This window comes from Marinobacter sp. DUT-3, assembly GCF_050379435.1.
In the GTDB taxonomy this organism is placed as follows: domain Bacteria; phylum Pseudomonadota; class Gammaproteobacteria; order Pseudomonadales; family Oleiphilaceae; genus Marinobacter.
The window spans coordinates 74,147-87,556 of record NZ_JBNRMG010000012.1 but is presented as its reverse complement, the minus strand read 5'-3'; the positions used below and the strand labels follow the sequence as shown (position 1 = coordinate 87,556).

General features: G+C 57.8%; 13 protein-coding genes. 8 read left to right on the top strand and 5 right to left on the bottom strand.

What is annotated here, in order from left to right:
• Positions 1-91 precede the first annotated feature (91 nt).
• Complete coding sequence (locus tag ACQUWM_RS16390; RefSeq protein ID WP_407001366.1) at positions 92-1,486, top strand: OmpP1/FadL family transporter; 1,395 nt, start codon at positions 92-94, stop codon at positions 1,484-1,486.
• A 32-nt stretch (positions 1,487-1,518) separates the two neighbouring features.
• Here the strand turns inward: ACQUWM_RS16390 and ACQUWM_RS16385 are convergent, their stop codons facing one another.
• A complete protein-coding gene (locus ACQUWM_RS16385; RefSeq protein WP_407001365.1) occupies positions 1,519-1,899 on the bottom strand; it encodes a hypothetical protein in 381 nt (126 codons plus the stop codon).
• Positions 1,900-2,145: 246 nt separating this feature from the next.
• Positions 2,146-4,875: a DNA polymerase I gene (gene polA / locus ACQUWM_RS16380; protein WP_428922857.1), complete on the bottom strand. Its 2,730-nt coding sequence runs from the start codon at positions 4,873-4,875 to the stop codon at positions 2,146-2,148.
• 84 nt (positions 4,876-4,959) lie between these two features.
• On the opposite strand from polA, the gene ACQUWM_RS16375 reads away from it, so the two are divergent.
• Both ACQUWM_RS16375 and ACQUWM_RS16370 read left to right on the top strand, forming a co-directional pair.
• Positions 4,960-5,298 (top strand): DUF2782 domain-containing protein, encoded by a 339-nt coding sequence (locus tag ACQUWM_RS16375; protein ID WP_428922856.1) that lies wholly within the window; start codon positions 4,960-4,962, stop codon positions 5,296-5,298.
• A 135-nt stretch (positions 5,299-5,433) separates the two neighbouring features.
• A complete protein-coding gene (locus ACQUWM_RS16370; protein ID WP_407001362.1) occupies positions 5,434-5,850 on the top strand; it encodes a hypothetical protein in 417 nt (138 codons plus the stop codon).
• 67 nt (positions 5,851-5,917) lie between these two features.
• On the opposite strand, the gene ACQUWM_RS16365 is transcribed toward ACQUWM_RS16370, so the two are convergent.
• Both ACQUWM_RS16365 and pyrE read right to left on the bottom strand, forming a co-directional pair.
• Positions 5,918-6,559, bottom strand: a complete 642-nt coding sequence (locus ACQUWM_RS16365; protein ID WP_428922855.1) for a DUF4124 domain-containing protein — start codon at positions 6,557-6,559, stop codon at positions 5,918-5,920.
• 6 nt (positions 6,560-6,565) lie between these two features.
• On the bottom strand, positions 6,566-7,204 hold the full coding sequence (gene pyrE / locus ACQUWM_RS16360) for an orotate phosphoribosyltransferase (protein WP_406985408.1): 639 nt from the start codon (positions 7,202-7,204) through the stop codon (positions 6,566-6,568).
• 81 nt (positions 7,205-7,285) lie between these two features.
• On the opposite strand from pyrE, the gene ACQUWM_RS16355 reads away from it, so the two are divergent.
• Complete coding sequence (locus tag ACQUWM_RS16355) at positions 7,286-8,092, top strand: exodeoxyribonuclease III (protein WP_407001360.1); 807 nt, start codon at positions 7,286-7,288, stop codon at positions 8,090-8,092.
• 193 nt (positions 8,093-8,285) lie between these two features.
• Here the strand turns inward: ACQUWM_RS16355 and rph are convergent, their stop codons facing one another.
• The gene (gene rph / locus ACQUWM_RS16350; protein ID WP_428922854.1) at positions 8,286-9,002 is read right to left on the bottom strand and encodes a ribonuclease PH; all 717 of its coding nucleotides are present in this window, start codon (positions 9,000-9,002) and stop codon (positions 8,286-8,288) included.
• Between the two features lie 172 nt (positions 9,003-9,174).
• On the opposite strand from rph, the gene ACQUWM_RS16345 reads away from it, so the two are divergent.
• From ACQUWM_RS16345 to ACQUWM_RS16330, 4 genes are all read left to right on the top strand, one after another.
• Complete coding sequence (locus ACQUWM_RS16345) at positions 9,175-10,041, top strand: YicC/YloC family endoribonuclease (RefSeq protein ID WP_407001359.1); 867 nt, start codon at positions 9,175-9,177, stop codon at positions 10,039-10,041.
• 103 nt (positions 10,042-10,144) lie between these two features.
• On the top strand, positions 10,145-10,777 hold the full coding sequence (gene gmk, locus ACQUWM_RS16340) for a guanylate kinase (protein ID WP_407001358.1): 633 nt from the start codon (positions 10,145-10,147) through the stop codon (positions 10,775-10,777).
• A gap of 91 nt (positions 10,778-10,868) precedes the next feature.
• Positions 10,869-11,081 carry a DNA-directed RNA polymerase subunit omega gene (rpoZ, locus tag ACQUWM_RS16335; protein WP_406988913.1) on the top strand — a complete coding sequence of 71 codons (213 nt, stop codon included), beginning with the start codon at positions 10,869-10,871 and terminating at the stop codon, positions 11,079-11,081.
• Positions 11,082-11,267: 186 nt separating this feature from the next.
• On the top strand, positions 11,268-13,400 hold the full coding sequence (locus ACQUWM_RS16330; protein WP_407001357.1) for a RelA/SpoT family protein: 2,133 nt from the start codon (positions 11,268-11,270) through the stop codon (positions 13,398-13,400).
• The last annotated feature ends 10 nt before the right edge of the window (positions 13,401-13,410 follow it).

Sequence of the window (13,410 nt, the reverse complement as noted above, 5' to 3'; positions counted from 1 at the left end):
GAAATGATTAGCTTAACGAACCAGTAGGGATGGCATTTGAGGCCATTGGCCCGTGATGCGTATACTCCGCCGCAAAATTAAAGGAGGAAGTATGCGCAATAACAAGTCCAATCTTTATTCTGCCATCCGTTTTGCCACCCTGACTGCCGCCGCTGCCCCTGCCAGCGTTATGGCTGGTGGTTTTGCCCTGAATGAGCAAAGCGCCAGTGCCATGGGCGTTGCCAATGCGGGTATTGCCGCCAACCCCGAGAACGCCACCACCGTACTGTTCAACCCGGCCGGCATGAGCCAGCTTTCTGGTACCAATCTGTCATTTGGTGCGGCTGTGCTGGATATTGATGCGGAAGCGAAAGATGGGGTGATTGCCCGCCGTAAAGACGGTTCTACTTTCAGTGATGGCCGTGGCGGAGATATTGCAGATCCGTCTGTACTGCCCAATGTTTATATGACCCGCGAAGTGAGTGACTCCGTCGATGTGGGTTTTGGTATTCATGCTCCCTACGGCCTGGCTGCAGATTATAGCAGCGACTTTACCGGCCGCTTCTTTGCAGACAAGACCGAGCTGACCGTGATCTCCTTTACCCCTGCGATCTCCGTGAATAATGGTGAGGGGCTCTCGATGGGGGCTGGGATCAACATCATGTATGCCGAGGGGCGGCTGACGAAATCCCAGGATCTGAGCGATCAGATTGGGCCCCTTGCCACCATGATTGATGAACCGTACGCAGACATCGAAGGGGACGACGTTGGCGTGACATTCCGGGTTGGCTTCCTTTATGAGTTTTCCGAACAGACTCAGTTGGGCTTGATGGCGCAAACCGGTACTGAGTTGAAGCTTAAGGGTGATGCGGAAATCAGTAACGTGCCCCAGTTCGGTATCGTTAACGGTTCGATGGGTGTTACGGGGCAGGAGACAATCTCGGAGAAAGTTGAGGTGCCTTTGGCTATTCCTGAGAGCATCACGCTTGGTGCGCGCCACCAGCTGACTGATACGATCACTCTGCTGGCGGGGGCGACATATGCCAAATGGAGTCGCTTCGAAGAGTTGGATGTTGTCAGTCGTGAGGTGGGCGGTGAGGTTACTCAGGCGCCTTTCGAGGGGGCAATTGTCAGCCACGTTACAGAAGAATGGCAGGACACCTGGCAGTTCAACCTCGGCGGTATCTGGCAGGCGACCCCGGAGTGGGCATTCAAGGCAGGCTATGCATTCGACGAGTCACCGGTTAACGAAGACTATGTGACGGCGCGAATCCCCTCCAATGACCGCCACTGGCTGACCCTGGGCGCTCAGTGGGCCGACGAGCGCAGTGGCTGGACTGTCGATGTTGCAGCCGGCACGCTGATCTTTGACGGAAATGCCCGGGTCGATGAATTTGAATACGACCACAATGACCCGAAGGGAGACCCGGTGAATGCCAGCAACTTCAAGGGTGAGTATGAGCTCGACGCCTGGAGCGCCGGCGTCCAGGTCAGTAAGTCCTTCTAAGCAGGTTCTGCTGACAGGCTGACCGGGGCCGGTCAGCCAACCACCTGGCCACGATAGATCACCCTGGTTCGTCGTGGCCGGGTTTCCTCCTCTTCCTGACGGCTTTCCCCGCCGCCACTGTTGTCTTCCGGAATAACCTGCCCGCGGTAGGTTCGTTTTACTGCATCCGAATGCTCATCCTCCTCATCGTCAATGTTGAGCTGCGGAACCCGTTCTTTCAGTGCTTCCCAGGTACGTATCAACTGGCTGGAACGTGTTTTACGGGCGTAGTCGGCCAGCCTTTGCTCCAGGTGCTCCTCCGTGAGGTGCAGCTTGACCCCGAACTCGGTATGAATCAGTCGGCGGCACTGGTGGACCAGTTTCAGCAGGGCAGGGTCCAGTAGCCAGCTTCGTTCAGATGCCAGAGATGTCATGGTAAGGGCCTCGGAAAAGAGTTGTCACAACCTGGCTCCCGGGTGGAAACAGGAGCCGACGGTCAATAGCTTGCGAATATCGTGCCGTACAGGCGAATGCTGTTATCGGTGGGCGGCGCAGGGTGTGGGGGTGAAGGCGCGGATAAGGTGTGTACTGAAACGGGGCATCCTGATCAAGAGCGCCCCGAAATGGTGCCGATGCAGGAGGCCGGATAACTGGCCGGACATGGGCCCGGCCAGTGTCTGTCAGTGCGCCTCGTCCCAGTTGTTACCGACGCCGGCTTCCACCAACAGGGGGACATCCAGGCTGGCGGCCGCGGACATGCGCGTTTCAAGACCTTTGCAGATCTTTTCCAAAGCGTTTTCCTTAACCTCCAGGATCAGCTCATCGTGTACCTGCATGATCATCCGGGCGTCGTCGGCATGGTCTTTCAGCAGCCAGGATTCCACTTCGATCATGGCTCGTTTGATGATGTCGGCGGCGGTTCCCTGCATCGGTGCGTTGATCGCTGTACGTTCAGCGGCCTGTTGCATCTGCTTGTTGCGGGCGTTGATCTCTGGCAGGTACAGGCGCCGGCCAAACAGGGTTTCCACGTAACCGTCGTCGTGGGCCTGCTTGCGGATATTGTCCATATATTTCAGCACGCCGGGGTAACGCTCGAAGTATCGGTCGATGTATTCCTGGGCCTGGTTACGACCCACATCGAGCTGGCGCGCCAGACCAAACGCCGACATGCCGTAGATCAGACCAAAGTTGATGGCCTTGGCGCTGCGGCGTTGATCGCCTGTCACATCGCTGACAGACACTCCGAACACTTCCGCCGCGGTTGCCTTGTGGATGTCCTCGCCTTTGTCGAAGGCGGTCAGCAGACCCTTGTCACCGGACAGGTGAGCCATGATCCGCAGTTCGATCTGGGAGTAATCCGCCGCTACCAGCTTGTAGCCCTCCGGAGCTACAAAGGCCTGGCGGATACGCCGCCCCTGTTCGCTGCGGATGGGGATGTTCTGCAGGTTGGGCTCGGACGACGACAGTCGTCCTGTGGCAGCGACCGCCTGGTGATAGGAGGTATGGATGCGCCCGGTGCGGTGATGAATCAGCTCCGGCAGGGTGTCCGTATAGGTAGACTTGAGCTTGCTCAGGCTGCGGTGCTCCAGAATCAGCCGGGGCAGGGCATGTTCGTGGGCCAGCTCCTGAAGCACCGGTTCCGCCGTGGAAGGTGCGCCTTTGGGGGTTTTCTTGATGACCGGCAGCCCCATCTTGTCGTAGAAGATGACCTGCAGTTGTTTGGTGGAACCCAGGTTGAAGGTTTCGCCTGCTTCGTCGTGGGCCTCCTTTTCCAGCTCCGTCATTCGCTCCGCCAGTTCCTGGCTGTGCTGCTTCAGGGTGCTGGCGCTGATCATCGCGCCGCGTTGTTCCATGCGGGAAAGCACCGGAACCAGCGGCAGGTCGATGTCTTCGTAAACGGACTGGAGTTTGCCGGTTTCTGCCAGTCTGGGGCGCAATACGTGGTGCAGACGAAGGGTGATGTCCGCATCTTCCGCGGCATAGGGTCCGGCCTTTTCCAGGTCAATCTGGTTGAAGGTGAGCTGCTTCGCGCCCTTGCCGGCAATGGATTCAAACGTAATGGTCTGCTCGTCCAGGTACTGCATGGCCAGTGTGTCCATGTCGTGGCGGGACGCCACGGAGTTCAGTACATAGGACTCCAGCATGGTGTCTTCGGCGATACCTTCCAGGGTAATGCCGTGATTTGCCAGCACGTTCTTGTCGTACTTAAGATTCTGCCCCAGCTTTCGGGTGTCCGGATCTTCCAGCAGCGGCTTCAGTTGCGCCAGAACGTCGTCCCGGTCCAGTTGCTCCGGAGCGCCCATGTAATCGTGACCCAGGGGCACATACGCCGCTTCGCCGGGTTCGATGGCAAAGGAGACGCCGACAATTTCCGCATCCATATAGCGCAGGCTGGTGGTCTCGGTGTCAAAGGCAAACAGGGCGGCCTCTTTCAGGCGATTGATCCAGCGATCCAGCTCTGCCTGTTCAGTCACCACGCTGTAGCGCTTTTCCAGCGGCTGACTGTTATCACTGGCGCTTTCTATACTGTCGTCGGATGGCGCGTCATCGGCATTTTCCAGCTCGGCAATCCAGGAGCGGAGCTCGTACTCCCGGAACAGGCCGAGGAGGGCGCTGTCATCCTGGCTGCGCAGTTGCAGGTCTTCCAGGCCGAAGTCCAGATCAACATCGGTGCGGATGGTGGCCAGTTCCCGGCTCAGGGGCAGGGTGTCCAGCGCCTCTCGCAGGTAGTCGCCAATCTTGCCCTTGACCTTGTCTGCATTGGCAATGACCTGGTCCAGATCCTGGTGTTCCTGCAGCCATTTCACCGCGGTCTTGGGCCCGCATTTGTTGACGCCCGGAATGTTGTCCACCTTGTCACCCACCAGGGCGAGATAGTCGATGATCTGCTCCGGTTTGACGCCAAACTTCTCCACCACCCCGTCCCTGTCCATCCGGGTTTCGGTCATGGTGTTGATCAGGGTGACGTGGTCGCTGACCAGTTGCGCCATGTCCTTGTCGCCGGTTGAAATGACCACGTCGATGCCCTTGCTGGTGGCTTCGTGGGCAAGGGTGCCGATCACATCGTCCGCTTCCACTTCCGGTACGATGAGCAGGGGCAGGCCCATGGCTTTGACGATCTCGTGGATGGGCTCGATCTGGCACGCCAGGTCATCCGGCATGGGCGGGCGGTTGGCTTTGTACTCTTCGTACATGTCGTGGCGGAAGGTTTTGCCCTTGGCGTCGAACACCACCACCATTTTTGAGCCCGGAAAGTCCTGTTCCAGTCGCCGCAGCATGCTGATCACGCCCTTGATGGCGCCGGTCGGGTGATTCTTGCTGGTAGTGAGTGGTGGCAGGGCATGGTATGCCCGGAACAGATAAGATGAGCCGTCTACAAGAACGACCGGTGGGGTCTGTTGCTGTGTCATATCAAGCAGGTCCGGATTCTGATTGAAGCAAGGGTTGCCTTGTGCAACTCTGTAGCCATGAATGGACGAAAGGGTATCACGAAAATGAAACGAGTCGCCTGCCTGGGTGTTGTATCTGTGCTGCTTTGCGCGCCGGTTGTTGCGCAGCAAGGCGGCGGGCTTGATCAGGAGGTTGTGGAGACCCCGAAAGAGCCCATTGTGGTGTCAGATTACCAGCCGTCCTCCGAGGGACCGCAGATTGTGATTCGTCCCGGTGAGCAGGAAGTGTTTTACGAATATCGGGTGAATGGTCAGTTGGTGGAGATCAAGGTGGTACCGGAAGTGGGGCCTGAGTATTACCTGGTGCCAGCCGATGGCGGTGGCTGGATCCGTGAAGACGAGACCGACATGCTGGTGCCCAGTTGGGTTCTTTTCCGCTGGTAGATGTGTCTTCTCAGATCTGATTGATTTTTGTGCGGCTTTTAGTATGAACATTCTAATTTTTAGCCGTAGCCTGAGAGGGTGTTATTAAGGATCGCTAACGAATCCTCAACCTCAATCATCTCAGGAGAGACAATTATGGGTAAACTCAAGTCATATCAGGAACAGCTTCAGGACATCGTCGAGAAGGGCATCAATGCTGCGGAAGAGCAGCAGAAGAAGCTGGCTTCCAAGCCGTTCGACTACGCTGAGAAGCTGGAGTCTGAAGTACGCGAATACAGCGTGAAGACCCTGCGTACCCGTTACGACGGCTACAGCGAAAGCCTGTTCGGGCAACTGCGCAACCTTAACAGCCGCTTCAACAGCTTTGCCGCTGATCTGGTAGCGAAGCTGGAAAAAGAAGCCGCTGAAGGCGCGGAAGCCGTCTCTGAAGCCGCGGAAGAAGTTTCCGAAGCGGCCGAGACTGCGAAGAAGTCTGTTGAAACCAAGAAGCCTGCGGCACGCAAGACCACCGCACGCAAGAGCACTGCCAAGAAGAGCACTGCTTCTGCCTGATCCGCTTGCCGGATTCAGCAAAAAGGCCACCTGTTAAGGTGGCCTTTTTTGTGATTGTGTCCCGAGGCTATTGGTTGTCTTCGGGGCGTTCGAGGGGAAGCGTTCTCTCTTCTCCTGTCAGGGTTTCCAGGCGCCTGATGTCAGCTTCGAAGTCGTCGCGCAGGGACTGGATTTCGGCTTTCTGTGAGGCAATTTCCTGCTCAATGTCGTGAATCTGGGCCTCCAGGCGACGAATCTTTTCCAGCATCGATTCGGGAATGTCTCGCCCGGCGCGCTCCATGTCGGCTGCCCGGCCTTCCTCGTTGTCGAGCTGGCTGAGGATCACGGAGATGTTGCCGCGTTTGAGCTGGTTCAGGCCCTCCAGTTCGCGAATTTTGCGATGCATGGCCCTGACCGCTTGGTCCGGGTGGCTAAAGCGCTTGAGCAGTGCCTGATCTTTCTCGCGCTGGATTCTTTCGGCTTCTTCGCGTTGTTCCCTGGCTTCCCGGGCTGCAATCTCTTCGGCAGTGGGGGCAGGATCAACGGAGTCGATCACCCGTCCCTTGGAATTGAGGATGTCATAGCCTCGCCGGGAGGCTTCCTGGGGAATGGTGTTGCTGATGACAATCTGGCCGTTTTCGTCCGTGTAACGGTACATCCTGGCCTCTGCTGCAGTCGCGGCCAGCAGGAGGGCGGAAGCAATGAGTGAAAATCTGGTCAGACGCTTCATGTGAGTTCAGACTCCGTAACGATCCCGATATTGTGCAACGTTATCGGCATGGTCGGCAAAGCCAGGCTGGGTCGCCAGGTAATCGAGAACCTGATCCAGCTGAATAATGCTGACCACCGGCAGACCGAAGTCCCTTTCCACTTCCTGAATGGCCGACAGTTCGCCATTGCCGCGTTCCTGGCGGTCGAGGGCAATCAGAACGCCGGCGGGTTCTGCGCCTGCCGCCCGGATCAGGTCGATGGATTCACGAATGGCTGTCCCGGCGGTAATGACATCATCAACAATCAGCACCTTGCCCTCAAGGGGGGCGCCGACGATGTTGCCGCCTTCTCCGTGATCCTTCTTTTCCTTGCGGTTGAAGGCGAACGGTTTGTTCTGGCCTTCAGAGGCCAGCGCCATGGCCGTTACAGTGGCCAACGGTATGCCCTTATAGGCAGGGCCGAAAATGATGTCATAATCCAGGCCGCTGCGCTGCAGGGCTGCGGCATAGGCCTTGCTTAATTCGAGCAGGTCCTCACCGGTGTTGAACAGGCCGGCGTTGAAGAAGTACGGGCTGGTACGACCGGACTTGAGTTGAAATTCGCCAAAACGGAGAACGTTACGGCGAATGGCAAATTCAATGAAATGTTGCTGATAGTCGTGCATGACAAGGCTTCTGGCGGGTGTGGATCTTTAATTAAAGCGTAAAACCGGTATCATACACACAAACCGAATCAGGGAACACGTATGCGGGTAGTATCAATCAGCGTCAACGGTCTGGCCCAGGCTGTTGAAAAAGGTTTCTTCGAGTGGCTGGCCGAGCAGGATGCTGACGTGGTCTGCGTTCAGGATCACCGCATGCGGGCCTATGAGATTGAAGACTTCAACCTGATCCCGGAAGGTTATGAGGCCTATTTCATTGATGGCGAGAATAACGAGGACGGCGGTGTTGGTATCTACACCCGTCATTTCCCGAAAGCCATCATGTACGGGTTCGCCAATGAGCAGGCGGACCGGGAAGGGCGTTTTATCCAGGCGGATTTTGACAGGGTATCGGTTGCCTGTGTTCTGGCGCCCTGTGCCCTGGGCCGGGAAGATGAGCTGATCGGTGACAATGACCTGACCGTGCTGGACCACAAGGACGACTTCATGGAAGCCTTCGGTCTGCACATGCAGAAGACGTTGCGTAAGCGTCGTCAGTTCATTTTTGGCGCCAATCTGCAGACGGCACAGCACGTGACGGACGCGAGCCCGCTTTACCACAAGCTGGATGTGTCCGGTTTTATGCCCCATGAGCGGGCGTGGCTGGATCGCCTGTTTGATGAGATGGGCTGTATTGATGCGTTCCGCGAGATCAACAAGCAGAGCAATCAGTTCACCTGGTGGCCGGAGCAGACCGAAGGGTCACGCAAGAATGCGGGCATCCGTGTGGACTACCAGCTGATGACCCCGGGCATTCGCAAGACCATTCAGGATGGCTGGATTGACACCGGTACTCGCTTTTCCGATCACGCGCCGGTGATCATGGACTACGACATCGAAATCGGCTTTTAGTCTGGGGGAAGCGCCGTGTCTGAGACTTCTCCCCAGACACGCTACGAGCACATCCCTGTGCGCTTGTTTCAGGCCGTCCCTGGCCTTCAACAGTCTGGGGAGAAGTCTCAGACACGGCGCCCAGACTTGGGTGTGTAGCACCGTAGGTCGGATTAGGCGAAAGCCGTAATCCGACACCCACAAGCCCCGGAAGTTACCCCTCCAAAGCCGCCTTCTGAATCTCAAACAGTTGATCAATACCCTGCTTGGCCAATGCCAGCATGCTGTCCAGTTCTTCCTGAACAAACGGCGCGCCCTCGGCGGTACCCTGAATCTCGATGAAGCCACCCTGATCGGTCATGATCACGTTCATGTCCGTTTCGGCTTCGGAGTCTTCCGGGTAGTCCAGGTCGAGAACCGGTGTGCCTTTGTAAACGCCAACGGACAGCGCCGCCACCATTTGCTTCAGCGGTGATTCCTTCAGGCGCTTTTCGGCGACCAGGTGGTTCAGTGCATCAACCAGGGCAACGCAGCCGCCGGTGATGGCTGCGGTGCGGGTGCCGCCGTCGGCCTGGATGACGTCGCAGTCGATGGTGATGGAGTGCTCGCCCAGAGCGCTCAAGTCAACCGCTGCGCGCAGGGAGCGGCCGATCAGGCGCTGGATTTCGACGGTGCGGCCGCCCTGTTTGCCGCGGGCGGCTTCGCGACCCATGCGGCTGCCGGTGGAGCGGGGCAGCATGCCGTATTCGGCGGTGATCCAGCCTTTGCCTTCGCCGCGCAGGAATGGCGGTACCTTGTTTTCGACAGACGCGGTGCAGATCACCTTGGTGTCGCCGAACTCGATCAGTACGGAGCCTTCCGCATGACGGGTGTAGTTGCGGGTGATTCGGATGTCTCTCGGTTGTTCCGGAGTTCTTCCGCTTGGGCGCATAGTGTTTCCTGATATTGGTAGTGGATGTCCGGGTGTATACCCGATTGTTGAAAATTGGGAAGACCGCCGAGTATAACACGGGGAAGTTCCGGTCTCTGCCGTGGAGGTTCGCGGTTTTGCACGCGGGCCTGCTAAACTTGAACGATTGCACTTGATGACTAGCGGAGTCGCCATGATCAGAAGTATGACTGCCTTTGCCCGACAGGATACCCAGGGAGAATGGGGAACACTGACGTGTGAGATTCGTACAGTGAACCATCGGTACCTGGAGCCTTCCTTTCGGCTGCCGGAGGCGCTCCGCGAGCTGGAAAATACGTTCCGTGAACAGCTGCGCCAGCAGCTCAAGCGCGGGAAGGTCGATGTGTCCATGCGCCTGCAAACGGCTGAAAGCGCGGGGCAGGGGTTTGAGGTCTGTGAGGAGATGGCTCATGCGGTGAATGAGGCCGCCAATCACGTCAATCGGATGCTGGATAACCCCGCCCATATCAATGCCCTGGATATCCTGCGCTGGCCGGGGGTGTTGTCGGTCAAGGAGCTGGATTACGGCCCGGCGCGGGAAGCGGCGGGGGAATTGTTTGAGCGAACGGTTGCCGAGCTGGTGACGGTCCGTGAGCGGGAAGGTGAGCGTTTGCGGCCGCTGTTTGAGGATCGCCTCAAGACCATGGGCGAGCAGGTCAGCGAGGTGCGCAGCCTGATGCCGGAGTTGCTGAAGGCGCAGGAGAAGAATCTGAAGGATCGCTTCGAGAAAGCCAAGGTGGAGATAGACCCTGAGCGCATCGCTCAAGAGATGGTGATGCTGGCCCAGAAAAGCGATGTGGCGGAGGAGCTTGATCGTCTGGAGGCCCATGTCACCGAGGTATCGGAAACCCTGCAGTCGGATGATGCCATCGGTCGCCGCCTGGATTTCCTGATGCAGGAGCTGAATCGCGAGGCCAATACGCTCAGTAGCAAGAGCATCGACGCCCGGGTAACCCGCGTGGCGGTGGATCTCAAGGTGCTGATCGAGCAGATGCGGGAACAGGTGCAGAACCTGGAGTAAGGGATTCCCGCATCGTGTATAATCCCGCCCCTTGTTATTGCGGCAGCGGGTTGTGACCGGTGAGATGTCGCGGAATTCAGTCAGGACCGGAGAGTTGTGCGCCATGAGCCAGGCAGTTGAACAAGGTACCCTCTATGTAATTTCGGCCCCTTCCGGGGCAGGGAAGACCAGCCTTGTGGCAGAAATGCTGCGCAATGACGAAAAGCTGGGGGTGTCGGTTTCCCACACCACCCGCCCGATGCGGGAGGGCGAGCAGCACGGGGTCAACTACCATTTCGTCAGCCGTGACGAGTTCGAAGCGATGATTGGCCGCGGCGATTTTCTCGAACACGCGGATGTGTTCGGCAACTACTACGGCACCTCCCAGGTCTGGGTGCGTGAAACCCTTGCGAAGGGGCGGGACGTTATCCTGGAAATCGACTGGCAGGGCGCCGAGCAGGTGCGGCGGCTTATTCCCGAGTGCGTTGGCATATTCATTGTGCCGCCATCCCCGGAAGTGCTGCGCGAGCGCCTGACCGGTCGGGGCACAGACGCGCCGGAAGTGGTTGATCGCAGGCTGCGTGAGGCCGCGGAAGAGTGCAGTCACGCCGTCGAGTTTGATTACCTGGTGGTGAACGATGACTTCGATGTGGCGCTCCAGGACCTGCTTGCCATCGTGCGCGGCCAGCGCCTGCGGATAGCGGCCCAGCAGGTGCGCTACAGCAATTTGCTGGCACGGTTGTCGGCCCGGGACTGACGGCGCGTTTCCGCTGTATACAAATTGAGCCAACCGCAGTAAACTACGCGGTCTGCTAGAACAGTTATTTTTTAATTTTGTCGGGGAAGTTATGGCACGAGTTACCGTTGAAGATTGTCTGGAAAACGTTGATAACCGTTTTCAGCTGGTTATGCTGGCTACCAAGCGCGCTCGCCAGATTGCCACCAAGGGCTTTGAGCCGATGGTAGCGGAAGAGAACGACAAGCCTACTGTCATTGCCCTGCGTGAAATTGCCGAAGGCAAAGTAACCCGCAGCCTTCTGACGGAAGAAGAGGAAGATTAAGCTGCAAGGCAGGTAGAATGCCTGCCTCAAGCATTGAAATCTGTCCCTGCGGTTTTATAGTGTATCTATAACGCATGGCTGGACGGATAACGGAAGGACCCGGATGCACGCATTCGGGTTTTTTTATCCCTGATTTTCGGTCTGTACTTCTCAATTTTTACTTTTCAATCTGTACTCGGAGGCGCGGTGTCGGCAGAGGCAACGGTTGAAGGGCTGGCGCAAGAGCTCAGTTCCTATCTGGATACCAATCGCATCAATCAGGTGCGACGAGCCTACTATTATGCCGAGCAAGCCCACGAAGGCCAGATGCGCCGCAGTGGCGACCGTTACATCACCCACCCCCTTGCTGTTGCCCATATCCTTGCCGACCTGAAACTGGACCATCAGAGCCTGATGGCGGCCATGCTTCACGACGTTATCGAAGACACCGGTATTCCCAAGGACGCCCTGTCGGATCAGTTTGGCGAGGACGTCGCAGAACTGGTAGACGGCGTCAGCAAGCTGACCCAGATTGAATTCCGCTCCCGCGCCGAAGCCCAGGCCGAGAACTTCCAGAAAATGACCCTGGCCATGGCCCGGGATATTCGCGTCATCCTGGTGAAGCTGGCGGACCGTCTGCATAACATGCGCACCCTGGGGCCCATGCCCTATGAAAAGCGTCTGCGTATTGCCACCGAAACCCTCGATATCTATGCCCCCATTGCCAATCGCCTGGGCATGCACTCGATATGCACCGAGTTGGAGGATCTGGGGTTCTCGTCCCTCTATCCGATGCGCTCGCGGTACATTTCCAAGGCGGTGGAAAAACTGAGGGGCAGCCACCGGGAAATCATTGACGAGATCCGTGGCAAGCTTCAGGAAAAACTGGAAGAACGAGGGTTGCCGGGCCGTATCCTGGGGCGAGAAAAGCATCTGAACAGCATCTACAACAAGATGAAGTTCAAGCAGAAGTCGTTCCACGAAATCATGGATGTGTACGCGTTCCGCATCATCACCGACACCGAGGACGACTGCTACCGTATCCTGGGTGCAGTGCACAGCCTGTACAAGCCGCTGCCGGGGCGTTTCAAGGATTACATCGCCATGCCCAAGGCTAATGGCTACCAGTCCCTGCACACCACGCTGTTCGGCATGCATGTGAATATCGAGATCCAGATCCGCACCGAGGAAATGGAGCACATTGCCAACAACGGTATTGCCGCCCACTGGATGTACAAGAACGAACCCACCAGCGTGACCAGTGTGAATCAGTCCCGGGTGGACCGCTGGGTGCAGGGTCTGATGGAAATGCGGGAGCGGGCGGACGACTCCCTGGAATTCATTGAGCACGTCAAGGTCGACCTGTTCCCGGACGAAATCTACGTGTTTACGCCCAAGGGCAAGATCATGGAATTGCCCAGCGGCGCCACGCCGGTGGACTTCGCCTATGCCATTCACACCGATATTGGTAATGCCACGGTTGCCTGCCGCATCAACCGTAACCTGGGTTCCCTGAGCCAGCCGTTGCAGAGTGGTCAGACCGTGGAAGTCATCACCGCACCCGGGGCGCGCCCGAATCCGGCGTGGTTAAGCTTTGTGGTCACCGGCAAGGCCCGCAGCAGCATTCGCCACGTGTTGAAGAATCAGAAGCGGACGGAATCCCTGGAGCTGGGCAAGGCGTTGCTGAAGAAATCCCTCAAGGGCTTCGGGACCAGTCTGTCCAGCATCAGTGACAGTCAGATTGACGCGGTGGTGAAGCACAATCAGGTCAGCAGTCTGGACAACCTGGTCAGCGAGATTGGTCTGGGTAATCGCATGGCGTACCTGGTGGCCCGGCAGCTGGTCAGTGGTGAAGAGGAAACCACCGGCACCGTCTCGGACGCCCAGTCGCCGGGAAGCCCGGTGACCATTCGCGGAACCGAGGGTCTGCTGGTCCGCTTCGCCAGTTGCTGCAAGCCGATTCCCGGGGACCCGGTGGTTGGTGTGATGGACTCTGGCAAGGGCATGATCATCCACTCCGATACCTGTTCGCGATTGCCGGAGGACGACGAAGGCCGGGCGCGCCTGACGCACCTCAAGTGGGCCAAGGACATCACTGATGAATTTTCGGTAGAGCTGCGGGTGGAGCTGGAGCGCCAGCGTGGCGTCATCGCCGAGGTGGCCAACGCCGTGGCCATGGCCGACGGCAATATCGAACGGATTAACGTCGAAGAGCAGAACGCACGGCTGGGCGTTGTCAGCCTGGTGGTGCATGTCAACGGTCGCCGTCACCTGGCCCGGGTGATGCGGCGGGTTCGCAATATTCGCGCCGTGACCCACATCAACCGGGTGCGTCATTGACCCGGAATGC